Annotated in this window: 22 protein-coding genes, 1 tRNA gene and 1 pseudogene; 10 read left to right on the top strand and 14 right to left on the bottom strand. The window is 61.2% G+C overall.

Annotated elements, in window-relative coordinates; genetic code table 11:
• Window positions 1–15: 15 nt before the first annotated feature.
• From ACFPN2_RS07145 to ACFPN2_RS07135, 3 genes are all read right to left on the bottom strand, one after another.
• Window positions 16–531, bottom strand: coding sequence for a DUF4142 domain-containing protein (locus tag ACFPN2_RS07145; RefSeq protein WP_380595930.1), 516 nt, complete (start codon window positions 529–531; stop codon window positions 16–18).
• 145 nt (window positions 532–676) lie between these two features.
• Window positions 677–1,141, bottom strand: coding sequence for an SRPBCC family protein (locus tag ACFPN2_RS07140; RefSeq protein WP_380595929.1), 465 nt, complete (start codon window positions 1,139–1,141; stop codon window positions 677–679).
• Window positions 1,142–1,191: 50 nt separating this feature from the next.
• Complete coding sequence (locus ACFPN2_RS07135; protein WP_380595928.1) at window positions 1,192–1,527, bottom strand: hypothetical protein; 336 nt, start codon at window positions 1,525–1,527, stop codon at window positions 1,192–1,194.
• 170 nt (window positions 1,528–1,697) lie between these two features.
• On the opposite strand from ACFPN2_RS07135, the gene ACFPN2_RS07130 reads away from it, so the two are divergent.
• Entirely contained in the window at window positions 1,698–2,087 is a 390-nt protein-coding gene (locus ACFPN2_RS07130; protein ID WP_380595927.1) for a hypothetical protein, read from the top strand.
• Window positions 2,088–2,284: 197 nt separating this feature from the next.
• On the top strand, window positions 2,285–4,555 hold the full coding sequence (locus ACFPN2_RS07125; protein WP_380595926.1) for a TonB-dependent siderophore receptor: 2,271 nt from the start codon (window positions 2,285–2,287) through the stop codon (window positions 4,553–4,555).
• A gap of 3 nt (window positions 4,556–4,558) precedes the next feature.
• On the opposite strand, the gene map is transcribed toward ACFPN2_RS07125, so the two are convergent.
• Window positions 4,559–5,299, bottom strand: a complete 741-nt coding sequence (gene map, locus ACFPN2_RS07120; RefSeq protein WP_380600060.1) for a type I methionyl aminopeptidase — start codon at window positions 5,297–5,299, stop codon at window positions 4,559–4,561.
• Between the two features lie 136 nt (window positions 5,300–5,435).
• Here map and ACFPN2_RS07115 point away from each other — a divergent pair, with 136 nt between their 5' ends.
• Window positions 5,436–6,494, top strand: a complete 1,059-nt coding sequence (locus ACFPN2_RS07115) for an MBL fold metallo-hydrolase (RefSeq protein ID WP_380595925.1) — start codon at window positions 5,436–5,438, stop codon at window positions 6,492–6,494.
• Here the strand turns inward: ACFPN2_RS07115 and ACFPN2_RS07110 are convergent.
• Window positions 6,469–6,891 (bottom strand): hypothetical protein, encoded by a 423-nt coding sequence (locus tag ACFPN2_RS07110; RefSeq protein WP_380595924.1) that lies wholly within the window; start codon window positions 6,889–6,891, stop codon window positions 6,469–6,471. The genes ACFPN2_RS07115 and ACFPN2_RS07110 overlap by 26 nt on opposite strands.
• 215 nt (window positions 6,892–7,106) lie before the next feature.
• Here ACFPN2_RS07110 and ACFPN2_RS07105 point away from each other — a divergent pair, with 215 nt between their 5' ends.
• On the top strand, window positions 7,107–9,851 hold the full coding sequence (locus ACFPN2_RS07105) for a S8 family serine peptidase (RefSeq protein ID WP_380595923.1): 2,745 nt from the start codon (window positions 7,107–7,109) through the stop codon (window positions 9,849–9,851).
• A 57-nt stretch (window positions 9,852–9,908) separates the two neighbouring features.
• On the opposite strand, the gene ACFPN2_RS07100 is transcribed toward ACFPN2_RS07105, so the two are convergent.
• A complete protein-coding gene (locus tag ACFPN2_RS07100; RefSeq protein WP_380595922.1) occupies window positions 9,909–10,730 on the bottom strand; it encodes an N-acyl homoserine lactonase family protein in 822 nt (273 codons plus the stop codon).
• Between the two features lie 145 nt (window positions 10,731–10,875).
• Between ACFPN2_RS07100 and ACFPN2_RS07095 the strand changes: the two genes are divergently transcribed.
• Both ACFPN2_RS07095 and ACFPN2_RS07090 read left to right on the top strand, forming a co-directional pair.
• Window positions 10,876–11,637, top strand: a complete 762-nt coding sequence (locus ACFPN2_RS07095) for a hypothetical protein (protein WP_380595921.1) — start codon at window positions 10,876–10,878, stop codon at window positions 11,635–11,637.
• A gap of 56 nt (window positions 11,638–11,693) precedes the next feature.
• Window positions 11,694–11,897 (top strand): helix-turn-helix domain-containing transcriptional regulator, encoded by a 204-nt coding sequence (locus ACFPN2_RS07090; RefSeq protein WP_380595920.1) that lies wholly within the window; start codon window positions 11,694–11,696, stop codon window positions 11,895–11,897.
• Window positions 11,898–12,230: 333 nt separating this feature from the next.
• Here the strand turns inward: ACFPN2_RS07090 and ACFPN2_RS07085 are convergent, their stop codons facing one another.
• The 7 genes and pseudogenes from ACFPN2_RS07085 to ACFPN2_RS07055 all read right to left on the bottom strand — a co-directional run bounded on the left by ACFPN2_RS07085 (window position 12,231) and on the right by ACFPN2_RS07055 (window position 20,463).
• Window positions 12,231–12,929, bottom strand: a complete 699-nt coding sequence (locus ACFPN2_RS07085; protein WP_380600059.1) for a deaminase — start codon at window positions 12,927–12,929, stop codon at window positions 12,231–12,233.
• A gap of 167 nt (window positions 12,930–13,096) precedes the next feature.
• On the bottom strand, window positions 13,097–13,777 hold the full coding sequence (locus ACFPN2_RS07080; protein ID WP_380595919.1) for a hypothetical protein: 681 nt from the start codon (window positions 13,775–13,777) through the stop codon (window positions 13,097–13,099).
• Window positions 13,778–14,080: 303 nt separating this feature from the next.
• Window positions 14,081–14,491 (bottom strand): DUF6968 family protein, encoded by a 411-nt coding sequence (locus tag ACFPN2_RS07075; protein ID WP_380595918.1) that lies wholly within the window; start codon window positions 14,489–14,491, stop codon window positions 14,081–14,083.
• An 80-nt stretch (window positions 14,492–14,571) separates the two neighbouring features.
• Window positions 14,572–14,647: transfer RNA gene (locus ACFPN2_RS07070), tRNA-Thr, on the bottom strand.
• 49 nt (window positions 14,648–14,696) lie between these two features.
• Window positions 14,697–16,094, bottom strand: coding sequence for an AdeC/AdeK/OprM family multidrug efflux complex outer membrane factor (adeC, locus tag ACFPN2_RS07065; protein WP_380595917.1), 1,398 nt, complete (start codon window positions 16,092–16,094; stop codon window positions 14,697–14,699).
• A gap of 1 nt (window position 16,095) precedes the next feature.
• Window positions 16,096–19,254: pseudogene (locus ACFPN2_RS07060) on the bottom strand (efflux RND transporter permease subunit).
• Window positions 19,255–19,278: 24 nt separating this feature from the next.
• Window positions 19,279–20,463, bottom strand: coding sequence for an efflux RND transporter periplasmic adaptor subunit (locus tag ACFPN2_RS07055; RefSeq protein ID WP_380595916.1), 1,185 nt, complete (start codon window positions 20,461–20,463; stop codon window positions 19,279–19,281).
• 115 nt (window positions 20,464–20,578) lie between these two features.
• On the opposite strand from ACFPN2_RS07055, the gene ACFPN2_RS07050 reads away from it, so the two are divergent.
• Window positions 20,579–21,187 (top strand): TetR/AcrR family transcriptional regulator, encoded by a 609-nt coding sequence (locus ACFPN2_RS07050; RefSeq protein WP_380595915.1) that lies wholly within the window; start codon window positions 20,579–20,581, stop codon window positions 21,185–21,187.
• A 424-nt stretch (window positions 21,188–21,611) separates the two neighbouring features.
• Window positions 21,612–22,934 (top strand): sugar MFS transporter, encoded by a 1,323-nt coding sequence (locus ACFPN2_RS07045; RefSeq protein WP_380595914.1) that lies wholly within the window; start codon window positions 21,612–21,614, stop codon window positions 22,932–22,934.
• Here the strand turns inward: ACFPN2_RS07045 and lhpI are convergent.
• Window positions 22,931–23,875 (bottom strand): bifunctional Delta(1)-pyrroline-2-carboxylate/Delta(1)-piperideine-2-carboxylate reductase, encoded by a 945-nt coding sequence (gene lhpI, locus ACFPN2_RS07040; RefSeq protein WP_380595913.1) that lies wholly within the window; start codon window positions 23,873–23,875, stop codon window positions 22,931–22,933. The two genes, ACFPN2_RS07045 and lhpI, sit on opposite strands and share 4 nt — an antisense overlap.
• 187 nt (window positions 23,876–24,062) lie before the next feature.
• Between lhpI and ACFPN2_RS07035 the strand changes: the two genes are divergently transcribed.
• Both ACFPN2_RS07035 and ACFPN2_RS07030 read left to right on the top strand, forming a co-directional pair.
• Window positions 24,063–24,458 (top strand): VOC family protein, encoded by a 396-nt coding sequence (locus ACFPN2_RS07035; RefSeq protein WP_380595912.1) that lies wholly within the window; start codon window positions 24,063–24,065, stop codon window positions 24,456–24,458.
• On the top strand, window positions 24,455–25,360 hold the full coding sequence (locus tag ACFPN2_RS07030; RefSeq protein ID WP_380595911.1) for a class I SAM-dependent methyltransferase: 906 nt from the start codon (window positions 24,455–24,457) through the stop codon (window positions 25,358–25,360). Before ACFPN2_RS07035 ends, ACFPN2_RS07030 begins: the two co-directional genes overlap by 4 nt.
• The last annotated feature ends 120 nt before the right edge of the window (window positions 25,361–25,480 follow it).

Here is a 25,480-nt window from a genome sequence, read left to right as displayed (position 1 = left end):
CTCGTCGATCTTCCGTCAGGTTTTCTTCGCCAGCTTCGCTTCCAGCTTCTGCGCATCGCTCAGGTGCTGCTGGAGTGTCGGCAAGGTTTTCTTCGCCAGCGCTCGCAAGTCAGGATCCAGCGTCGTGTCGTTAGCCGCAGTCTGGAACAACTCCACCGCGGCTTCGTGGTCCTTCACCATCTGCTTCATGAAATCGTGATTGAACTCCGCGTCGGCGGATTGATGCTCGAACTTCTCCTTCATGCCTTTGTGCATCAGCCCCGGCTCGGTCGGGACTTTCAGGCCTTTGGCTTTCGCCGCGGCCATGAGCTCCTTGTTGGCTTTGGTGTGATCCGTCACCATCTTTTGCGCGAACGCTTTCACGTCGGCGTTGCTGGCCTTCGTCGCGCCGAGCTGGCCCATTTCGACTTCAGCCACACCGGACTCGCCGGCCTTCTTCACGAAATCTTCGGCGGAGATCGCATCCGCACCGAGCGCAGCCGCACTCGCCGTGCCCAGCGCCGCCATCAGCAGCAGGGTCGCAACTTTCATAGCCCACCTCACTTATAACTTTTTCCAAACCTGAGATATGAATCCCCGGCGATGCCGGGCGATTCGTTTGTTCGACAGGAAGCGAACGCGCCGTGCACGCGTCGGTTCCGGACGACGTGCAGGGCGCTCGCGGATGGGCGATGTTTCAAACAGGCCGGCTGTCGTCGACTTCACCGCGCCAGGCACCTGTCTCCCGGCCGCGCTCTTCGATGAACTTCTTGAAGTCCTGCACTGTGTTCTCGACACGCGCACTCACGATGCCGACCGCGTCGCCGATGTTTTCGATCGCACCTTCTGGCTCGTAGGCCATGACGAGACGCACGCGAGTGCGCTCCGCGTCCAACGGTTCGAAGCGCACGGTGCCGGCGTTATGCGCGCCAGAAATACTTTTCCAGGAGATTCGTTTGTCCGGCTCCTGCTCGGTGATCTCCGCATCCCACTCTTTGTCCTTGCCCCAGATTTCCGCGTGCCAATGCACGTGCGTGTCGTCGAGCTGCCGGACTTCCTTCACGCCCGCCATGAAGCGGGGGAACTCTTCGAACTGGGTCCACTGGTTATAAACCGCGCGGATCGGGCAATTCACGTCAATCGTTTTTTCAACACGTTCCATAGCGCTCACCTCGTTGATTGCTCTCTCGCAGCGAACGCCATGCGTGCGGATCAAGTTCCTGGCGGCGGGCCATCGCCGGGTGGGTTCAACAGTCGGCGCAATTGAATACGGCTGCGCTCGCAAAACTCGTCCAGCTCGCGATCGCGCGGATATCCTTTGGCGTCGGGAAGCAAAGGACTGCCTTCGTAGTTGGAGCGGACGATGCGCAGCCGTGGTAGCAACTTTCGCGACGCGCGCAAGGCCGAGATCGTCTTCGCGTCTTCCCGGGTGAGCAAATCGAAATCGCGTGCCACCGCGATGTCCAGGTCTTCCAGCCACCATTCAACGAGATACACCAGATTCTCAATGGTCTCGTCGATGACCAGGATGGGATCGCGGTAGTCCATGGCGGAGGCGAAAGCGGCTGAGGAGCTGTTGTTATATACAGGTGTCCGAGGCACTTCAATAGGGACGTCGCCGACCGCGGGCGTCGCCTGCCGACGACTGATCCGGGCGCCTCCAGATGCGGTGAGATCGCGAATAGCCGGACGGGAAGACTGAGCACGGAGACAAGCAAATGAACACATTCGGCAACACGCTGGCAGTGCTTCTGGGCGCTACGTTTCTAGGGGTGGGCGCAGCCAGCGCCACGGAAGTTTTTCGAGCGCATTACGAAATTCGCGTCGCCAGCCAGGGCACCGACAACACGGTCCGCTCCACCTTCGAAGCGCGGCCGGGGGAGCGCTTCACCCTGGATCTGCCGCCCAACGTCGTCGCCATGGCGGTGCGCCGGCTGAACGCGGAAAACTACGAGCTCCAGGTGACGGTGACGCCGACGGCGACAAAAAGTAAGACCACGTTCAGCCACACTTATCAGGGCATCCTCGGCCGACCGCTCGAGCTGCGAAACAGCAGCGACGGCGTCAATGTCGACGGCGCGATTTCGGTGGTGGTGCTGAACCGGTAGTCAACCCCGCCCATGGCAGGCTTGCATCCCGGATGCGAACCATTATCATCGCGCCCGCTGCGGCCCCTCTTATTAATAGAAGGGGCCGCGCTCCGTAGCCCGCCGACGGCCGTGAGCTGACGCTCCGGCCCTAGAGCCAGCCAGTACTCAATGAATAAGCACGTGCACCCGGAAGGGTCGGCGCGTCAGGGATATTTATGGCTGGCGGTTTGCTCACGGGTTTGCTGAAAGGAACATTGCTCGGCGCGGGACTCGCTTCTGTCGCAATCAATAGCGCGGTGGCAGAAACGAATGCGGGCATTTCCGACGGCAACTCCATCGTTGTGACTGGCGTTCGCGAGAAAGGACAGGCATCGGGCACGAAGACCGACACGCCGCTGATTGAAACGCCGCAGACCATCACTGTCATCGACAGCGAAGAGCTGGCTCGTCGGAATGCGCGCTCCATCAATCAAGCGTTGAACTATGTCGCCGGCGTGTCGGCGAATCAGCGCGGCGGCATGGTGACTCGCTACGATCAGATGTATATCCGCGGTTTCTTGCCGGCCTTCTATCTCGACGGCATGCGCTTGATCGCCGGGCCGTACTCGACTCCGCAAGTCGATTTCAATCGGGTCGATCATCTCGACGTGGTGAAGGGGCCGGCCTCGGTGTTGTATGGCAACTCCTCGCCCGGCGGCATGGTGAATCTCACCAGCAAGACGCCGGAGGCGATCGCCTTTCACCGTTTGGAAATCTCGGCGGGCAACTACGACACGCAGCTCGCCAACTTCGATGTGAATCGTCCGCTCGACGCAGAAGGCCATTGGTTGTTCCGTGCGGTCGGCGGCGCGCAGCGGAATGACGGCTTCACTGACATGACGGAGAGCGAGCGCAAGCACATCAGCCCGATGCTCACCTTCGCTCCCTCGGAGCACACCAGCCTGACGTTGATCGGTGCCTATCAGCACGATCCGAAGGGCGGTGGCTACTCGGGTGTGTCGGCATTCGGCTCAGTGTTGCCGAGTCCGTTGGGCGAGCTGCCCGAGGACATCAACACCGGCGATCCGAACTATGAGGTGTTCGATCGTTATCAGCGCGCGGTCTCGGCGCTGTTTCGTCATGACTTCAATGAGCACGTTTCGTTGCGGACCAATGCTCGCTTTCAAAATACCGAGCTGAGCTATCGGCAAATGTATGTCGCGGGCTTCGCCACGACGGGCACCGGCGCGAACCGTAACACCGACTACTCCACGATCATTCGCGGCGGCGGCGGTGCCGACGAGGATTTCGATACGCTCACGGCGGATACCAGCCTGGCGATCAAGTTCAGCACAGGGCCGCTGGCGCACAGCGTGCTGGTCGGCGTGGACTATCAGAACATCGACGGCGAGAACTTCCAGCAGTTCAATACGGGCGAGAGCGCCAATCCGACAACGAGCATTCCCAACCTGCGGCTGTACGCGCCGACTTATGGCGGCGTGATGCCGACGCGAGATTTGACGTTGCTGTCGTCGGGCTACACCAACACCCAGACCGAGCGCGAGCAGATCGGCTTCTACCTGCAGGATCAGATCGCCATCGATCGGCTGCAGTTGATTGCGAGCGGTCGCTACGACGACTATCAGCAGGACGCGCTCAACAAGCGCAATGGCGTGACGACGCCGCTCTCTCAGAACGCTTTCACCGGCCGACTGGGCGCGCTGTACGAGCTGCCGATCGGTCTCGCGCCGTTCGTGAGCTATTCCGAATCGTTCGAGCCGCAAGCGGGCTCGACGTATCAGGGCCAGCCGTTCGATCCGGTCACGGGGCGTCAATATGAAGTCGGCTTGAAGTATCAGCCGACCGGTGTGAATGCGTTGTTCACGTTGGCCGCTTACGACTTGCGCCGGCAGAAGGTGCCGGTCGGTCATCCGAGCGCGGGCACCAACGGCATTCCCAGCACCGCGCAGATTCAGATCGGCGAAGTGAAGGTGCAGGGCGCCGAGCTGGAAGGCCGGGGCGAAGTGATGCCGGGCTTCGAGGTCGTGGTGACCGGCACCTACACCGATTCCGAAGTCACCCAAGGCGCTCCGGCGAGCGGTGTGACGCCTACCACCACTGGCACGCGTCTGCTGGGCGCGCCAGTGTGGATGGGATCGACGTTCCTGAGCTATGACTTCGGCGTCGCGCGACCGGAAGGTCGGCTCGGCGGATTGACGCTCGGCGCCGGCGCTCGTTATGTCGGCGGCTCGGAAGGCACGACGACGTACGCAGTCGTGAATGGAGTGACACAGTTCAATCACTTCACGACCGACAGCTTCGTGCTGGTCGATGCGCTCGCTTCCTACGATCTCGGTCGCCTGTCGTCCGCATTGGACGGCGCGCAGCTGGCGTTGAACGTTGCCAACCTGTTTGACGAGAAGCACGTCACTGCGTGCCCGTTCTCCAACAGCTGCTACTTCGGCGCGTCGCGCACCGTCATCGGAACGTTGCGTTACGAGTGGTGATGCTCAAGTCACGACGATCGGACGATCGCGCGTGATGATCATTGTATGTTCGAACTGTGCACCTCGGCTGCCGTCCGGGGTGCGCAGTGTCCAGCCGTCCTGAGCGGTCACTGCCTTCGTCGCGCGTGTCGTGAGGAAGGGCTCGATGGTGATCACCCAACCTTCCTTCAGCACGGTTCGATTACGCGGATCGAACGTGTTGGGGACTTGCGGCTCCTCGTGGATGTAACGACCCACGCCGTGCCCACATAGATTCCGAATGACTCGGAATCCACAGCTCTTCGCCCGACGCTCGACCGCGCGGCCGATGTTGTGCATCGGAGCGCCGGCGGTGACCTGTTCCATCGCGTCTTCCAACGCCTGCTTCGTGGCTTTCAACAGCTGCTCGGACTGAAACGACACTGCACCGACCGCAAAGCTCGCGCCGGTGTCGGCCCAGTAGCCGTTCAGTTCAGCGGACACGTCGATGTTGACCAGATCGCCTTCCTGCAGAACGCGCGACGAGGACGGGATGCCGTGCGCGATGTCGTCGTTGACGCTGATGCAGGTGGTGCCCGGAAATCCGTACGCCAGTTGCGGCGCCGAGCGGGCGCCATGGCGATCGAGGATCTCCTTGCCGAGATCGTCCAGCTCTCCGGTGGTCACGCCGGGCGCCACACGGGCCCCCATCGCTTCGCGCACTTCCGCCACGATGGCGCCGATCCGCTGCAGCCCTTCGATGTCGTGCCGGCCGTCGATTGACATATCGCTCACACCTGAGTCTGAAAGGCACGAGCGTACTCCATTTGCCGGGGTTGCTCAAAAGGAGCCGGGCGGCTGCGTATTGCTTTGGCGCTGCCTATGCTGTGCGCTGTAGGTACGGTTGTTGGAGGGGAAGTGCATGAGCTTTCGACGCCTGATCTGGCTGGCGGCGCTGGCCGCAACCTGTCCTACGTATGCAGCTCAGCAGTTCACGGTTACCAAGCTGCGCGACAACGTGTTCACTGTCCTGCGCGGCGATCCGCCGGGGCTGGCCGTCGAATCGAACGCGGGCTTCATCGAGTGCGCCGATCACGTCATCGTCGTGGATGCTCAGTCGAACGATGCGACCACCTCGCAAGTGCTCGCACAGGTTCGGCTCTACACGAATAACAAACCGGTGCGTTATTTGATCAATACGCATTGGCACGACGATCACATCGTCGGTACGCACATTTACAAAGACGCGTTCCCGGGGATGAAGGTCATCGGCAGCGTGGCGTCCCTGTCTTACTTGCCGAATCAGGGCAAGCAGAATCGCGACCAGTTTCATCGCGCCATTCCTGAAGTGCTGGAACGCTTTCGCAAGACTTTGGAGACGGGCAAGACCAGCGCGGGCAAACCGTTGAGCGATGAGCAGCGTCGCAGTCTCGAGAGCGATCTACGTCTCGGCGAGGGTTATGCGACGGTGCCCGATGACTTCGTCGCGATCCTGCCGGACATCGGCGTCCAGGATAAATATTCGATTCGAGACAAAGGCTGCGCCGTCGATGTGATCGCGATCGGCAATGCGCACACCACCGGCGATCTGGTCGTTCACTTGCCCGAGCAAAGTGTCGCGTTCGTGGGCGACGTCGTGGGATGGCCCGTGCCGTTGGTCGGCGCCGAACAATCGCGAGTTCGTGATTGGGCCCGCACGTTGAAACGAATCCGCGACCTGAAGGCAGCGACGGTTGTGCCGGGGCACGGGCCGCTCATGCGCGACAATGCTCAGATCGATCGCATCATCGATCTCATGACCGCCATCCCCCAGCGGGTCGACGCCGAGCGCGCGAAGGGAGGTTCGCTGGAGGAAGTCCGCACGCGCATCGATCTCAGCGACTTTCGCCGGCAGTTTGCGAATGGCAGCGAGGTCAACGGTGCACTGTTCGACGCCTACGTCACCGGCCCCGCCGTTACGAACGCCTGGAACTATCCGTAGCGCGCCGGCCTGTTATCAATCCAAACAGGCGGCGGGTGACTTCTAATAACACCAGTGCCGCTGCACCGACTTCGAGCAGGATGGTGGTATTCATCATCGAGCTATGCGCCGAGATCGGCGCCACTACGTAGTGGCCGAGGCTGTCCAGCCCGAGCGCGGCGTACACCGCCAGTAACATCAGCCCGATCCATTCGCGCGCCCGGTATACCAACAACGCGCCGATTCCACCGACGACGGTCATTGCTACCCAAGCGAGGTAGACGCCGCCGCTGCTCCACGAGGCCGGCAGCCCGGGATAGTCGCCGAGAAATTCGGCGTTGTGTACAAAGTGCACCAGGCTTGCCACGGCATAGACGGCGAGCAACAGAAACAAGAGTCGGTTATTGGGTCGATCCACGAATGTTTACACCAGCGGCGTTGAGCCTGTGACGTGTATGTAACAACGTTCCATGGCCGGCAGCAAGGCGGCTTGAATCGGATCGTCGGTCGGCGTAGCGTCGGGCAAACGTGAGTATTCACGTAGGAAGATCCGATGTGTTTCGGGCGCATCGTCGCCCCGACAACAACAACGATCTGGCATCCCGTCGGAACACGAACACGGAGTAATGTTTCATGAATAGTCATGAGGGATTGCGTTGGGTTCTAGCAGCCGCAGTGCTGGGATTCACGCCCTTGACCGTCGACGCCAAGCCCACCGCAGCCAATCTGGGCGGCGGATTAGAACAAATTGCACAGCCTGCCGCCGCCGCCCGCCGGGCCGCGGTTTCCGAAGTTCAGTTGACTCATCCCGTGCAGTTCGACGATGCCGGCCGCGCGCTCGTTCGCATTTCACTCGATGGCAAAGTGCCGGCCGCTGCCGTGATCGAAAGCTTGCAGGGCACGGCGGGCGTGGAGGTCATGGCCACCGATCTGAATTACCGCGCGGGTGTGGTCGAAGCCTATGTTCCCAGCGGCTCGCTGTTGAGTATCGCCGGCAAAAAAGGCGTGCTCGCGGTGGTGCCGTCGAGCCCGATGGTGACCAACGTCGGTGCCACCGACAGTCAGGGCATCGTTCAACACCGTGTTGACAAGATTCCCGGCATCGATGGCTCGGGCATCACCGTCGGCGTGATGTCGGACAGCTACGATACCAACGTCGCGCCGAACAGCGCCGCGGCCGATATTTCGACCGGCGATCTGCCGGGGTCCGGCAATCCGTTCGGCAACACCGAGTCAGTCGTCGTGCTTCAGGACTGGCCGGCCGCCTCCGACGAAGGCCGTGCGATGTTACAAATCGTGCATGACATGGCGCCGAAGGCGCGACTCGGCTTCGCAACCGCCAATGGCGGCGAAGTGAATTTCGCCAACAACATTCGCGCGCTCGCCGGTTTCCCCGGTGCGCCGAACGCCGTGCCGGGCTTCAAGGCGGACGTCATCGTCGACGACATCATCTATCTGTCCGAGCCGTTCTTCCAAGATGGCATCGTCGCGCAGGCGGTCGATGAAGTGGCGGCGAAGGGCGTGTCGTATTTCTCGTCCGCCGGCAATCGTCCCTCGACTCAAGCCTACGACTCGAAAGTCCGCATCGTGCCGGGCGACTCCTCCTCGTGGGCGGGTACGAATCTGGATTTCAGTGGCGTCGATCCGGCGTTGTATGCCGGCGGCTTCCATAATTTTGCCGGCGGCAAGGACCTCGATATCGCGCAGACCATCGCGTTCACCAATGGCAGCACCATCGTGTTCCAGTGGAACGAGCCGTACGATCCGATACCGCCAACACCGGTGGGCGCGCCGATTGTTTCCGGCGTGAGCACGGTGCCCGCGGGCGCAACGTCGACCTTCACGTTCCCCGGTGTGGCCGGGCAGCTGGTCGAAATATTTGTCGACGCCGACAGCTCGACGACCGGGACGCCGAATCCGGATCTGACGTTCACCTTGCTGGATCCGAATGGTCAGCAGATTCAGTTCGTCGATTCGACCACCAATCCAGAGTCGTTGATTCTGGAACTGCCGATTGCCGGCACCTACACGGTAGTCGTCGACAGCTTCGGCGCGGCGCAGTTCGGCGATTATTCGTATCGCGTGCAGCAGGTGGAAGTGGTCGAGCAAGTGCTGTCGGATTACAACTTGCTGTTCTTCCTCCCGGACGGCACCTTCGTCGGCTCGTTCGCGGAACAGAACCGCTTTACCAATCGGCCGGTGGAGATCGGTCAGCTGCCGGGCGCCACGCTGCAGATGGTGATCGCTCGTGCCAATACGCCTGGCAAGAACCGAAACGTCGCGGATCGCATTCGTTACGTCGGCTTCAGCGGCGTGAATCCGCAGGAGTACTTCAGCTATCTCGGGCCTGTGACGTACGGTCACAACTCGGCGGCAGGGGCGATGGGTGTCGCGGCCTATGCGTTCTACGCACCGTTCATTCCGGAGGCGTTCACGTCGCCCGGGCCGTCGACCATTTATTTCGACAAGAACAACAAACGTTATCGCACTCCGCAGATTCGTCAGAAGCCGGACATGGCCGCGATGGATGGCGCCAACACCACGTTCTTCACCACCGACTCGATCGTCGATCCGGACACCTTCCCGAACTTCTTCGGCACCAGCGCGGCGGCCCCGCACGCGGCGTCGATCGCGGCGCTGGTGCTCGATGCGGCCGGCGGGCCGGGCTCGGTGAAGCCGGAGAAAATGCGTAAGATCCTGCAGGACAGCGCCTTCCGTCACGATCTCGATCCGTTCTTCTCGTCGGGCTTCGCGCTGTCGGGTGGCAGTCTGGTCGCGATCAATGCGTCGGCCGATCAGAACTCCATCAGTCAGTTCGATCCCAACGTGTTCACGATCACTCAGCTCGGCTTGCGGAAACTGGCTAGCGTGTCGATCAATGGCAGCGGCGGCGATGTGACTCAGACCCCCAAGGGCATCGTGTTCGATACACGCGGCACGCCTCTGCCCGCGCCGGGTCAACCGTTCGTTGTCGGTCGCACGGTTGGTTTGACTGCGTCGGATGTGACGGCCACACCGTCGCTTCCCGCCGATCTGCCGGGCGTCGCCGGTCAGTGGAAACAACTCGATCTCGCGTTCCGTCCCGGCTCGTTCCGTAGCGGCGATCTGCTGTCGTTCGGTATCGATCGCGACGAAGCCGATGCCGCCGGGCCGAACGTTGCGGCCGGCGGCAACTCGGCCGACTTGCTGGGCGGCGGCGTGCTGCTTCCTTCCGGCGACGTGGTTCCGGGCGGCGCCAGCTTCTTCGGCACGTACGAAGGTGGTGGCGGCTTCCGCGGCGAGTTCTTCAACCTCATCGGCAAGGGCTACAGCCAGCTCGATGGCTATGGCTTCATCAATGCTGAGGCGGCTGTGAAGGCGGTGCGGAAGAAGAAGTAATTCCGCTTCGCTTGGTTCGAGGGGCCCGCGGCTTGTGTCGCGGGCCCTTTTTGTTTGTTATTCGGCGTGGGCGGGAAACGCCGGCAGCTTTTTGATGTCCGCCTGTTCGTGCTGAATCACCACGGTCGCACGCAGATTCTTCGCGAGTCCTTTGAATCGATCCAGCGATGCGAGCGACTGGGCTCGATCGGTGTTGAAGATCGGCACACCGTTCGTGGCGTAGTTCTGCTCGAAGTGCGCGACGTCGCCTGACAGCAGCACATAGCCTTGCTTTGCGAGCTTCACGAGCAACCCGTGGTGCCCGGGTGTATGGCCGGGCAAGTCGAGCATCACCACGCTCTGATCGCCGAAGACGTCTTTGTCGCCGGTCACTTCTTCCAGCTTGCCTTGACCATTGAGCCAATGCGCCAGCGGCTTTGCTCGTTCGCTTCCCGGCGTTCGTAGCGCCGCGATATCTCCTTTGCCCATCAGTAGTCGTGCTTGCGGGAACGTCGCCGCCTGTCCGGTGTGATCGTAGTGATAGTGACTGATGCCGATGATTTCGATCTGCTTCGGCTCGACGCCGAGCGCCTTCAGCTGATCGGCTATCGATTTGCTCAGACGCTCGCCCGTTGCGCCCGGGCCTTTGAGTGGCTTGCCCAGCGCTTCGGTCGACAAGCCTGTGTCCCACAGCATGTATGTATCGCCATGTTTGATGAGATAGCAGCTGACGGTCAGTTCTTTGGATTGGCCGACGTAAGCATACGTATCGGAGAACAGGTTCAGATCGCTTTCCAAGATGGCTCCGCAGTCGAGGCGCCAGAGCTTTACGCCGGCAGGTGTCGCCGCGTTGGCCGACGAGAGGAACGCGAGGGCTGTGAAGGCGATGAGTGATTTCATACGCGTGTCAGTTGAGGTGGCCTACGCCGAGGAGGGGATTTTAGGGCGGATCGTGCGCCGCCGAAACTGTCGATGCGAGTTGAGCGGTTGATGGTCCTTTGAAGCGGCGTCTAATCATCGTCGGGGACCTTCCGAGGAGATTGCCATGCGTGGCGAATTGCTTGCTGTTGCTACCGGGTGCGTCGCGTTGTCAGCGCTCGCTGCCGATCAAGACGTCAAATTCACTGACGACTTCCCCATCGAGGACTGCAACTTCATCCCTCGCGGCGGTAATACCTTCTTCGATCTCACACCCGGTCGGCAGCTTTATCTCAGCAATCAACAATGCGTCGCCGAGGGCAAGTGCGACGAGCTCACGGAACTTTGGATCACCGTGCAATCAGAGACGCGCACCGTCGCGATGGACGTCGGTGGTGCCAAGCGAAACATCGTCACGCGCGTCGTCGAAGAAAAAGAAACTGCAGACGGCGAGCTGGTCGAAATCTCCCGCAACTTCTTTGCTACCTGTCGGCCGTCAAACGACGTCTATTACTTCGGCGAGGAGGTCGATATCTACGAAGGCGGCAAGATCGTGGATCACGAAGGGCAATGGCTCGCGGGCCGAGACAAAGCCGCGCCGGGCATCATCATGCCCGATTCCGGATTTCTCATCGGCACTCGCTACTACCAGGAACTCGCCCCCGACATCGCCCTCGACCGCGCCGAACACGTAGCCGTCGATCTCAAGATCGAGACACCCGCCGGTGTGTTTCATGATTGCATCAAAGTCATCGAAACCTCACCCCTGGAGCCCGGCCAGGAGTCCACCAAGCTGTACTGCCCGCACGTCGGGCAGACGTCCGATGACGATTTGCTGTTGCAGGCGGTGTATGAGCCGAAGAGCGACGCGGGGAGTGGTACCGACTGAGGGCTCGATGTCGAGACGGAGCGGTCTGTCGTCACTATATGCCTGAGGATTGAAGTATGAAGAAGGCGCGAAAGAAGCGAGCGAAGGTTAAGGTTCGGTCTGCGGAGCTTGCGCCTTTTAACGTGTGTGACTTCCTCGACAATGAGGAAGTCATTGCCGAGTACCTTGCGGCTTCGCTGGAGGATCCAAACCCAGAGACTTATCTTCGCGCCATGGCCCACGTTGCAAAATCCGAAACGCGGGCGGGAAGGGCGGAGTGAAGCACTGCTTCAGAAAAAGGAAAGGGGCCCACCCGAAGGTTTAGCCCCTTTTTCCGCCGCCCGCAGCTCGGCGGGATGATAGTTCATTCAACGGTCAGCGGTTCGATCGCGGAGACACTACATCAGCGAGATGTGCTGCGCGCTGACAAACGGCAGCAATGAGCGACGATTGATCCACGCCGATCGATCGCGCTCTCCATTGCTTGAGGTCTACAACCTTGGCGGTCGTGTTGGCGGGGGCTGCCGCATCTGCTGTCAAGCGATCACGAAACTCGTCGGGTACGGGAGGCAAGGGCAGCGATTCTTGTATCGGTGGCACTCTTTTCATTCCGCTTATTCTCCGTCTGGCCGCTTGAGCAGGTTACGCGAGACCAGACTTTGCATCACCAGCCCCTCCAAGGCAGGAATCGATTCTAGCGTCGTGTGACTGATCGGTACAGCTTCGCGCGGGTTGCGCTGGATGACCTTGCCTGACTCCTTCCGCGGCGCGTCCCCCATCTGAAAGAACTCCAGGAATCTTGCCGGTGATACCCCGTCAAACGGCAGAATTCTGAGCTTGGTTGAGGATTCTTCGTGTTCGGTGATGGAGTCTTCATGAAGTTTGACCGCCTGACTCTTGCGGTAGGGCTCGATGTAGTAGACCGCGCTGACTCCCGCGGCAACTATGTGCCTGGCACAACCGTGGCATGGGTACGTGGTGCAGTAGAGCGCCGCGCCTCGCAGCCTGGAACCAGCACTATGACCGGCGCTCAGGAGTGCGTGCATCTCGGCGTGGATTGACCGCGAGAACTCGATTAGCGCGCGAATGGGTGAAGCCTTGAGCGCGCTTATAGCCCGTGCGATAGATGCTGGATCCAAGAAACCAGCGTCGGCTAGAACTCTGACGACACGTTCGGTCAGTACGTCTTTTTCCTCATCGTTGTGACAAAGCCCTTTCCAGTTGAAGCACCTTTTGTCGGAGCCTGAGGAAGCCCGTGCGCTGGATGTGTTGTATAGGCCGCCGCCGAACTTCGGCACATCATTCCAACCGATCGCGAGGATCTCTCCATCCCTATCGGTAATCGCAGCGCCGACTTGGCGTGACAGTCAAGCGGAGTTTCCGGCCGCCGATGCAGCTTGATACATCGCTGTCTCGGCAATGGTAGGGGTGACTACTTTTGTACGCAGGATGAGATCGAGCAGGCGCTGAATTCGCTCGCTCATGTCCGACGCTTCGGTGCCGGCTCGGATAAAGAAATCGGCCTTGGGAAGGTGTTCCGCACGGTCTGGCCGTGCTCGATTTCTTCGCCGGAGTCCCGGTCGATCAGGCGGTAGACTTCCGACAGGGACATGCCGCGGGTTTCAAGCTCGGTCTGCCGAACATGCAGCGGAGCGAACACACCAACAAAATAGAACATGTCTCGATAGACCAGTCTCAGTACCTCGAGCTCGTTGTTATTCTTGATGGAATCGATGATGTAACAGCGTCGGCGGCTCTTGTACCGAGCGCCTCCGGTGGTCTTCTTGACGTGCTCACGTTCGAGCGCGATCTTGCCAATCACCATATCGGCGAGAACGCTGGCGCCGAATTCCCTGCGCAACTCATTTCCGTTTTCGATCAGTTTCTGAATTCGTTCAAACCGGGCGGGGCTCGAAACCGAGCCGCGCAGCTCCTCGATGATCTCGCTCAGTCGAATAAGGGTGCATTCATATCCATATACCTGCTCCAGGAGCCGGGCGAACTCCCTCGCCACCTTGTGAAGCGGGGAGCCGATCGGGCCACAAAGACCAATAACTAGCTCATCCGTTCGGAGTCTTCGCATTTCGTCGATGCCGACTTCGAACATGTCGTCGACGCCAGTAACTTTCTTTCCCAAGGCTCCAGCTTGAACGCTTTGCATGAAACTTGCCCTGATAGTGCGTCTGCAATTACCTCGGAGAGACCGCTAAAGGCTTGCGGTATAGCCCTGCTTTGTTGGCAAGCACTGATGGGATGATAAAAGAGCAATCTGCTGTACGGCGGGGCTGCCGCGGTGTTGCCCGCGCCTATATCGCGCTGTTGTTTCCGGGATCGGATGCGCGGGTTTCGCCTCGCATCATGTCTCATGATCGAGCGGAGAGGGGGCAGGGGACTCGAACCCCCCGGCCCACTGATTTCAAATCAGAGTGTCAGTCTGTATGCCAGGGCTTTCCTTCGTCCACGCCTAGGGCTTCGTGCCGCGCTTTGGCCCCGGCCCGAGTATTGAGTGCATCTGATGTTCGTTATCCAATACGGCCTCGATGCGTTGCTGAACAGGGATCGGATCTGCCAGCGTCACCATTCTCGGTATGCCGGTGTAGCCTAGACCGATCCAACCAATCCTGTTTCCAAGCTTATCCAACTCCAAGCGCAGATCACGGAGGGCGGCAAAAAGTGCCGCAAGTCCATCAAAGGCCCCGAAGCCCATGCCTTTGATATTCAGGTCGGCACCCGTCACTTCGAAAGCGCAGGAATAGGTGTCCGGCTCTTGCGGGACAACCTTCGGGCGATCCTGCTTCTGGGGAGCGTGGATGAGGGCGACGACTTCGTGACGATCGCCATTCTGATCGACGTAGGTGAAAGTCCGTTTCAACATGCTCGCTCTCGTACTCAGGCTGAAGTCTTGCCTGTAACGAGTGAGAGCGTTGCTGGCCGCAGCTGAGTCGAGGAGGGAAGTGGTGCCGACTGAGGGACTCGAACCCCCGACCCACTGATTACAAATCAGTAGCTCTACCAACTGAGCTAAGTCGGCTCCGCGAAGGGGCGGCATTGTATGCCAGAACCGCCCCGGCGGGAACCTCCTACTCCGACCAGCCGCCGCCTAAGGCCTTGTACAGAGTCACAGTATTGGTGAGCTTCTGCAGGCGGGCGTCGATCAGGCCCTGTTGGGCGGTGTAGAGGGAGCGTTGCGAGTCGAGCACGTCCAGGTAGCTGTCGACGCCGCGTTCGAAGCGGGCTTGCGAAAGGCGGAAGCTGGTGGAGGTGGCTTCGACCAGCGACTGGCGGGCGGAGAGCTGGTCGCCCAGGGTGTTGCGTTCGGCGAGGGCGTCGGCGACTTCGCGGAAGGCGGTCTGGATCGCCTGCTCGTATTGCGCCACTTCGATCTGGCGGCTGACATGAGCGGCGTCGAGGTTGGCGCGATTGGCGCCGCCGGCGAACAGCGGAATGCTGATCTGGGGCACGAAGCTCCACGCGCCGGAGCCATCGGCAAACAAGCCGTCGAGATCGGTGCTACTGCTCCCCGCCGATCCGGTCAGCGTGATGCGCGGATAGAAAGCCGCACGCGCCGCGCCGATGTTGAAGTTCGCGGCTTTGAGCTCGTGCTCAGCCTGCAGAATGTCAGGGCGGCGAGTCAGCAAATCCGAAGGCAAGCCAGCGGGCAGATCGGCGACCGTGCTGACAGTGTCACTCAACGACGCGGGCGTGAGATGTTCCGGCACGGCAGCGCCAAGCAGTAACACAAGCGCATTACGATCCTGCGCGATCAATCGCGTGTAGGTCGAGACATTCACGCGCGCGGTATCGACGCTCGTTTGAATCTGACGCAAGGTCAATTCAGAAGCGCTGCCCAGTTCGAAGCGACGCTTGGTGAGCGCATAGCTGTCGCTCTGACTCTTCAATGTCTGTTGAGCAAGCGCAAGCTGCTCCAGATCCGCAGCCCACGTGAGATACGTGTTCGCGACTTCCGAGATCAAACTGATCTGCGTCGCTTTACGCGCCTCGCCGGTGGCAAGAAACCTCTCGAGCGCCTGCCCATTCAAGCTACGCACACGACCGAACAAATCCAGCTCGTAAGCGCTGAGCCCGATGTTCGCGTTGAACTGCCGCGTCGTCACCCCGGCACCCGTTTGCGAAACACTGGCAGGAACGCGATTCACGCTTTCATTGCCGACCGCATCGAGCTGCGGAAAGCTTTGCGACCGCTGAATCCGATACTGCGCGCGAGCCTGATCGATGTTCAGAATGGCGACGCGAAGATCGCGATTGTTGGCGAGGGCCAGATCGATCAGCTCCCGCAACTTCGGATCGGCGTAGAACTCACGCCACTGAATGTCTGCAATCGTCGAAGTCGACTGACTGCCTGCATCCGGAAAATCCGCCGCAACGGGCGCGGCGGGGCGTTCGTAAGTGGGAGCCATCGTGCAGCCGGCGAGCCACGAGGCCGCCACGGCGCCGATCAACAATTTGCTGTAACTCATATCAATGCGTCTCCGCCGCAGAGGCGAGGGCCAGGGTCGCATCGCCCTGCGGGGCAGGGCGGCGCGAGAACACTTTCATCACGACCACGAACAGCAGTGGCACGAAGAAGATCGCGAGCACCGTGCCCGAGATCATGCCGCCGATCACGGCCGCGCCGAGCGCGCTTCGAGCGCCAGCGCCGGCACCGGTGCTGAGCATCAGCGGCAACGCGCCCAGGATGAAGGCGAGCGAGGTCATGAGGATCGGTCGCAGGCGCATGCGGGCCGCCGTGACCGCAGACTCGATCAAGTCGGTGCCGCGGGCATACAGATCCTTGGCGAACTCGACGATCAGAATCGCGTTCTTCGACGCCAGGCCGATGGTCGTGAGCAAGCCGACCTGGAAATAAACGTCGTTCATCTTCCACATCAGCATCGCGGCGATCAGCGCGCCGAGCACGCCGAGCGGCACGACGAGAATGACCGAGAGCGGGATCGCCCAACTTTCATAGAGCGCCGCGAGACACAAGAACACGACCGCGATCGACAGCGTGTAGAGCAGCAGCGTCTGCGAGCCCGCCGCGCGTTCCTGCAACGACACGCCGGTCCATTCGAAGCCGATGCCCGGAGGCAGTTCCTTCGCGTGACGCTCGACGATGTCCATCGCTTCGCCGCTCGACGCCACGCCAGGCAGCGCCATGCCAAGGATCTCGACCGACGGCACGCCGTTGTAACGTTCCAATCGCGGCGAGCCGGACGACCACTCGGTGCTCGCGAACGCGCTGAACGGCACCATGTCGCCGGTGGAATTACGCACGTACCAGCGATTGATGTCTTCCGGCAGCATGCGATAGGGCGCATCGGCCTGCATGAACACCTTCTTCACACGACCGCGATCGATGAAGTCGTTGACGTACACGCTGCCTCACGCGCTGGAGAAGGTGTCGTTGATATCAGCCAGCGACAAGCCCATCGCGCCGGCCTTGTGAGTGTCGATCTCGAGGCGCAGCTCGGGCGTGTCTTCCTGACCGTTCGGTCGCACGCCGACCAGCGAATGTTCCTGGCTGAGCGCGCCGAGCAGCTGATTGCGAGCTTGAATCAGCGCCTCGTGGCCGAGGTTCGCGCGATCTTGAAGCATCAGGTCGAAGCCGCTGGCGTTGCCGAGCTCGGAGACTGCCGGAGGCGCAAAAGCAAACACCTGCGCATCTTGAATGGTCGCGAAATACTGCGAGGCCTTGGCGATCACCGCGCCGATCTGCTGATCCGGCCGCGTGCGCTCGTCCCAAGGACGCAGCTTGATGAACGCCATGCCGGTGTTCTGTCCGCCACCCGCGAAGCTGAAGCCCGCGACCGTGAGCACGGACTCCACCGCGTCCTTCTGATCCTCGAGCACGTGGTGCTCGACTTGTTTGATCACGTCCAGCGTGCGGTCCTGCGTGGCGCCGGGCGGCAACTGGACGATCGCGAAGATCGTGCCCTGGTCTTCGTCGGGCAGGAAGCCCGTCGGAATCTTCGTGAACGCCAGGGCGACGACGCCGACGATGACCGCATACGCAATCATGAAGCGACGACGGCGATTCAGAATGCCATGCACGCCGCCTTCGTAACGGGCCGTGCCTTTGTCCATCCAGCGATTGAAGGCGCCGAAGAACCCCGTCGTCGCCCGCGCATGCGAGGGATCGACCGGCTTGAGCAGCGTCGCGCACAGTGCCGGCGTGAGCACCATCGCAACGAGCACGGACAACGTCATCGCCGCGACGATGGTGATCGAGAACTGACGATAGATGACGCCGGTCGAGCCGCTGAAGAACGCCATCGGCACGAACACGGCAGCTAGCACGAGTGCGACGCCGATCAACGCGCCCGTGATCTGGCTCATCGACTTACGAGTCGCCTCACGGGGCGGCAGACCTTCTTCCGACATCACGCGCTCGACGTTCTCGACGACGACGATGGCGTCGTCCACGAGCAAGCCGATGGCCAACACCATCGCCAGCATCGTCAGCGTATTGATAGTGAAGCCGAACGCGGCCAGCACACCGAACGTACCAAGCAACACGACGGGCACCGCGATCGTCGGGATCAGGGTGGCGCGGAAGTTCTGCAGGAACACATACATCACCAGGAACACGAGCACGATGGCTTCGACCAGCGTCTTGACCACTTCCTGGATGGAGATGCGTACGAACGGCGTGGTGTCGTACGGTTTGACGACTTCCAGGCCTTGCGGGAAGAACGGGCGCAACTCTTCAACCTGAGCGTCGATGGCTTTGATCGTGTCGAGCGCGTTCGCGCCGGTCGCGAGCTTCAGCGCAAGGCCTGCGGTCGGCTGGCCGTTGTAACGACCCGCGCTGACATACGACTCGCTGCCGAGCTCGATGCGAGCGACATCGCGCAAGCGAACCTGCGAGCCATCGGTCTGCGTACGCAGGATGATGTCTTCGAATTGCTCAGCCGTGCGCAGGCGAGTCTGCGCAGTGATCGTTGCATTCAACTGCTGACCGGACACAGCGGGCAGGCCGCCCAGCTGACCGGCGGACACCTGCGTGTTCTGCGCCTGGATGGCATTTCTCACATCCAGTGCGGTGAGGCGGTAGTTGTTGAGCTTGCTGGGATCCAGCCAGATGCGCATGGAATACTGCGCGCCGAACAGCTGGGTGTCGCCGACGCCTTCGACGCGGCTCAGCGCTTCTTGAACGTTGGCGGCGACGTAGTCGTTCAGATCGGCCGCGTTCATGCTGCCGTCCTTCGACACGAACGCTAGCACGCTCACGAAGTTCATCACCGCCTTCGCGACAGTGAGACCTTGACGCTGCACTTCCTCGGGCAACGAGGCCGTGGCGAGCGACAGCTTGTTCTGAACTTGCACCTGCGCCGTGTCGGGATTGGTGCCGTTCTCGAACGTCAGGGTGATGGTCACCATGCCCGACGCTTCACTCGTCGATGACATATAGGCGAGTCGATCGAGCCCTTTCATTTTCTGCTCGATGACCTGAGTCACGGTGTCTTCCACCGTCTTGGCCGACGCGCCGGGATAGTTCGCGGTGATGGAGATCGCCGGCGGCGCGATGTCGGGATACTGGGCGATGGGCAACGTGGTGACCGCCAGCGTGCCGGCGAGCATCACGATGATCGCGATGACCCAGGCGAAGACAGGACGGTCGATGAAAAAGCGGACCATGATGATTCTCGATGTCTGTTTGGGTTACATCGCGACGCGCGACGCGAGCTGTTCACGATCGCTGGCGGGCGGCTGATATGGAGTCGCTTCGACGAGTGCACCGGGCTGCACTTTCTGCTGGCCAGACACGACCAGCACATCGCCCGCTTTCAGGCCATCGGTGACCAGCCATTGATTGCCGATCGCACGCTGAGTCAGGATCTGGCGCTGCTGAACTTTGCCGTCGCTGCCGACGACAAGAGCGTGCGGCTTGCCCGTGGCATCGCGGCTCACCGCTTGCTGCGGCACCAGCAGCGCTTGCGACATCGTGCCTTCCTCGATGATGGCGCGGACATACAGGTTGGGCAGCAACTCGCCCTTGGGATTCGGAAACTCGGCGCGCAATGTCACGGAGCCGGTGTTTGCATCCACCGTGACATCCGAGAACTGCAACTTGCCTTCGATTGGATAAGTCGTACCGTCATCGAACACGAGCTTCACTTTCGCGGTGCCATCGCCGAGTTGGCCTTGCGCGATGGCGCGCTTCAGTTGAAGCACGGTGTTGCTCGACTGCGTGACGTCTACATACATCGGATCGAGCTGCTGAACCGTCGCGAGCGTGGCGCTTTGATTCGCGGTCACGAGAGCGCCGGCAGTCACGGACGATTTGCCGATGCGACCGGTGATGGGCGAGGTTACGCGCGTGTAGGCGAGATCGATTCGAGCCGTTTCCAACGCCGCGCGAGCGGATGCAACTTCAGCGTTCGCTTGTAACAACGCGGCGTCTGCATCGTCAGCGTCCTGTTGGCTGACCGCGTTGATCGCTTTGAGCTCGCTATAACGTTCCGCCTTCAAACGCGTCGTGTGTTGATTCGCCTGCGCCTTCGCGAGCGCGGCTTCGGCGCTGTCGACGGCGGCTTGATAAGTGGCGGGATCGATCTGATAGAGCAGATCGCCCTTCTTCACAGCACTGCCTTCAACAAACTTTCGCGATTGCAGGATGCCTGTGACTTGAGGCCGAACATCCGCAACCAGTACGGCACTGGTGCGACCAGGCAGTTCAGTCGTGAGAACCACCGGCTGTGGCTGCACGACGACCGTGCTCACCTTCGGTGTTCCCTGCGGACCGCCGGCAGGTCCCATCGGCGGTTTGCCGCAAGCGGTCAACACAGCCATGCCGATCAAGCTGAGTGCGGCGGCGGTCAAGGGTGCGCGGTAGGGGCGGGTCATTGCGGAAGCTCCAAACTAAGACCAAAAGCGTACTGTACGGTTTAGTTTAGAATTGACAGGCGCGTCGGGTCAAGCAAAAATGTACACCTCGGTTCAGTTATGTGATGGGGTCGACATGAAGGTCCGCACCGACGCCAAGCGGGACGAAATCATTGAAATCGCAAGGAAAACCTTCCTTGAGCTGGGCTATGAGCGGGCTTCGATGGCAGAGATTGCGAGTCGCTTGGGTGGCTCAAAAGCGACCCTGTACGGCTACTTCCCCTCCAAGGAGGCGCTGTTCCTGGCGATCGTGAACAAGCTGGCTGAGCAATATGTGTCGCCGGCGGTCCAGCGCCTCGAAGAGAGCGTCGATGAAGATGTGCGCGAGGCCTTACAGCGATTCGGCGAGCAGTTCCTCGCGTTCATTTCCGATCCCGAGGCGGTGGCTTCTTATCGTGTGGTGGTCAGCGAGGCCGCGCACTCCGATATCGGCGAGTCGTTTTTTGAGACGGGTCCGAAGCGCACCATCGAATCCATCGGTCGTTATCTCGCTGGCGCGATGGATCGCAATCAACTGCGCCGCGCGGATCCTGAGATTGCAGCTCAACATCTGGCGGCGCTGCTCGCGCATGGCGAGCCGTGGCATCAATATTTCTTACGCAAAACGCCGAGCCCCACGCCCGCTCAGATCAAAGGCATGGTCGAGCGCGCCCTCGATGTATTTTTGAACGGCTATAGAGCCTGACTCACGCTTTCCGGGTCAGCTCGCTGATCCAGTTTGTTTCCCAGGTCGCGCCGCCGTCCGCGGACCACGCTTGTTCCCAATGAGCGGAAGTAGGCGTGATGTGTGACCACTGAGATCGCACCTTGATCGGCTTGTCGGCCCGCGCACGATCTGGTCGCCAACGATGGCTGGGCGTTCTGGTTCACGGTGCCGGTCGGGCGCGAGGACAGTCGCAAAATCAGTCAGTTTCGCGACTGGATCCAGGACGAAGCGGCGGCTGCGCGCGAGGCCACGGCTGAATTCATTCGCCGGGCGAAGGCCGCGTAATCCGCGCGCCAAGCCAGCCCGGGAAACCGCCGGGCGACACGGACATGTCGGGTCTGTTGCTGGCCAGCCCGTGACCTGGGCTATACTCAGACAATTCGCCCGCCCCTCGGAGCAGTTCATGGCGTCACCCGTGTCTTCTCTTCCGGCCAGCCCCAGCGCCGGTATTACCAGCACGCAGAAATCGGCACTCACGCTGCTGGCCAGCCTGTTCTTCATGTGGGGCTTCATCACCGTCATCAACAACACGTTGCTGCCCCACCTGCGCTCCGTGTTCGATCTGACCTATACGCAGACGACCTGGATCGAGTCGGTGTGGTTCATCGCGTACTTCGTCGCGTCGATTCCGTCGGCCAAGCTCATCGAGCGCATCGGCTACAAGAGCTCGATGGTGATTGGACTGTTGATCATGGCGGTCGGCGCACTGCTGATGATTCCGGCCGCGAGGATTCCTTCTTATGGAGTCGTGCTCACGGCGTTGTTCATCATCGCCGCCGGCATCACGTTGCTGCAGGTCGCGGCGAATCCGTACGTCGCGGTCATCGGTCCGGCGGAGAGCGCGTCGTCACGATTGAATCTGGTGCAGGCGTTCAACTCCATGGGCACGACGTTCGCGCCGTTGTTCGGCGGCTATTTGATTCTGAGCCGCAGCGCTTCGGGTAACGTCGAAGGCGGGGCCGCCGTGTTGACGATGGAGCAGCGCCTGGCCGACGCGCAGTCGGTGCAGCTGCCTTATTTCATCGTCGCGATGGTGCTGGTCGTGCTGGCGGTTGTGATCGCACGTTACAAGCTGCCGGATCTGGATGCCGCCACGCGCCGCCTCGACGCCGCGGATCGCAAGAACCATTCGTTGTGGAAGCATCGCAATCTGCTGCTGGGCATTCCGGCCATCTTCATTTATCTGATCGCCGAGATCGGCGTCAGCAACCTGTTCATCAACTTCGTCTCGTCGCCGGAGATCGGCAACCTGACGCACGCGCAGGCCTCGAATTATCTGTTCCTGCTCTGGGGCGGCATGATGGTCGGTCGCTTCGCCGGCAGTCAGCTGATGCGCAAGTTCGCTGCTGAGAACGTGCTGGCGTGGGCCGCCACCGGTGCGTTCATCGTCATGGTGCTGACGGTATTCGCGACCGGCAAGGTCGCGATGTGGAGCCTCATTTCCGTGGGCCTGTTCCACTCCATCATGTTCCCGACGATTTTCACGCTCGGCATTCGCGGCCTGGGCCCGCTGACCGAAGAAGGTTCCGGCCTGTTGATCATGGCGATTGCCGGCGGCGCGCTGGTGGTCGTGCAGGGGCGGCTCGCCGATATGTTCGGTCTGCAGGCATCGTTCCTGCTGACCGCGGTGTGCGAGCTGTATGTGCTGTTCTACGCGGTATGGGGCTGCAAGGTCACATCATCCGAACCGGAACAGCACCTGACGGCGCCGACGACGGGCCACTAAGCTCGATCTTCTTGCCAGCGTTCGAAGACCACTTCCGCCGCGGCTAGGTCTTCGAGCGCGGCACCGACCGACTTGAATAGAGTGATGGCGTCGCGGTCTGCGCCGCGACCCGCGTTCCTCTCCTGGCACAGTGACGCCAGATCTCCCGCGATGGCTTCTTCATTGAAGTGTCCGCTGGCGATGGCTTGAAGCAAATCGCCTGCCTCATCCATCGCTCCCGCATACGTGTCCACGAACACCCGCGAACGCGCGAACGCGACACCGTCCGCCTCGCACATTTCGGGACGGAACGCGCCAATCAAATCCACGTGCATGCCCGGACGTAGAGCTTCTCCCATGATCAAGGGCGAGGTGGCCAGCGTCGCTGCGGACACGATATCCACGTTCGCGAGCGCCGCCGAAATATCGGTGATCGCTTCCGCCTGAAAATCCTTCGCTCGCGCTTGTGTCACGGCGGCACTCGCGTTCTCGGGATCGCGTCCCCAGATGAAGATCTTCTCGATGGGGAACGCGCTGGCATACGCCTCGATCAACGCCGGAATCATCGCGCCGGTCCCGATCAACAACAGTCGTCGTGAATCGGGGCGAGCGAGGAACGTCGCTGCGAGCACCGAGGCGGCGGCAGTTCGTCGACGGGTCAGCGTCGCGCCGTCGAGGATGGCGAGGGGGCGAGCGGTCGCTCGATCCATCAACACATAGCTCGAGCGCACAGAGGGCCGGGCGACACGATCCACGTTCACGATCTTCACGCCCAGTCGCGCGCCTTCGCTCCACGACGGCATCACCAGCAGCGAGGACGTCTTGCTCAAGTCTTTCGCGTACCTCGGGGGCGACTGGTAAGTGCCATCGGCAAAAGCGGCGCGTAACGCGGCGATCAGTGCCGGCATGGGCGTGAGGCGCTCAATGGTCGCGGCATCGATCAAGGGGACGCTGTCGGTCATGATGGTCCTTGGCTAAGGGGGCGCAGGCCTTCGCTATCTTACGGGGCGGCGGCATTGGCGCGCCTGTGTAACTCGACCGTCCGGGCCGGCCAAGTGAGCCCCCGGTGCGACAGAGCGCAACCGCCGCGATTGAACCTGTCCTCGGCCCGATGCGATGCTTGGCGCCCATTCATTCAGGGGACTTCCCATGCTCGACCACCTTGGCATTTCCGTCCCGGATTTTGCCGCGTCCAAGGAGTTCTATCTGAAGGCGCTCGCACCCCTCGGCATCGGCGTGATCATGAACGTGCCCAAGGAAGAGAGCGGGCGGCCGAGCGACTTCACCGGCTTCGGCTCCGACCATAAACCGTACTTCTGGATCGGCCAGGGCGCGGCACCGCAGGGCATGCACCTGTGCTTCACGGCGAAGAGCCGTGCAGAGGTTGACGCATTCTATAAAGCAGCCATTGCAGCCGGCGCTCGTGACAATGGTCCGCCGGGCATTCGCGAGCATTATCATCCGAACTATTACGGCGCCTTCGTGATCGATCTCAACGGAGTGAATCTCGAAGCCGTCTGCCACAAGCCAGGAGAAAATTCATGAAAACATCCTTGATGGGCGTGTCCGCGCTCGCTTTGCTTACAGCGCTGTCAGCTTGCTCGAAGCAGGAACCGACGACCCAGACTCCGCCGGTCGCCGAAGCGACTCAGCCGGCGGCCGCCGATCCTCTGGTCGCGAGCATCAGCGGTGAGTGGCGAAGCGCCGATGACAAGGCGCGCGATGAATTCCGGCATCCGAAGGAGGCGTTGGAATTCTGGGGTCTCGCGCCCGGCATGACGGTGCTCGAAGTGCAGCCCGGTGCCGGTTGGTGGAGCGACATTCTCGCGCCGTACGCGAAAGCGACCGGCGGCAAGTACTACGCGACCGCTGCGGATCTCGCGAACCCGGAGTTGTCCGAAGCAGCCAAACAAGGCCGCAAAGATTTCGAAGCGCGCTTCGCTGCCAAGCCCGATGTGTATGGCCCGGTGCAGTTTGTGAACTTCGGTGCCAAGTCGGCGCCGCTGCCGGAGAACACGTTCGATTTCGCGCTGTCGGCGCGCTCGTTCCATGGCTGGATGGGTGGCGGCGTCACCGACAAATTCCTGAAGGATTTGTACGGCGCGCTCAAACCCGGCGGCATTCTCGCGATCGAGCAGCATCGCGCCAATCCGGGCGAGCAGGATCCCAAGGCCGCGAGCGGCTATGTCACCGAAGCCTACGTGATCGAGCAGGCGCAGAAGGCCGGCTTCGAGCTGGTGGAGAAGTCGGAGATCAACGCCAACGCGAAGGACACCAAGGATCATCCGTTCGGCGTGTGGACGTTGCCGCCTACCAAGCGCACGCGCCCCTACAGCGAAGGCCCGGATGCCAACGATCCAAACTTCGATCGCACCAAGTACGATGCGATCGGCGAATCGGATCGCATGACGCTGAAGTTCCGCAAGCCGGCGGCGCCGGCCGCTTGACGTAAGCCCGCTTGAATTCTCGGGCGGCTGGTGCCCACCAGGCACCGAGCCGCTCCGAGAACGCGCCGGTCCGCGAGAAACCGGCTCTATAAGATGACCCGACAATATTCAACAGGGGTC

The sequence above is a fragment of the Steroidobacter flavus genome (assembly GCF_042651805.1).
GTDB lineage: Bacteria > Pseudomonadota > Gammaproteobacteria > Steroidobacterales > Steroidobacteraceae > Steroidobacter > Steroidobacter flavus.
This window is presented reverse-complemented; position numbering and strand designations above follow the sequence as displayed.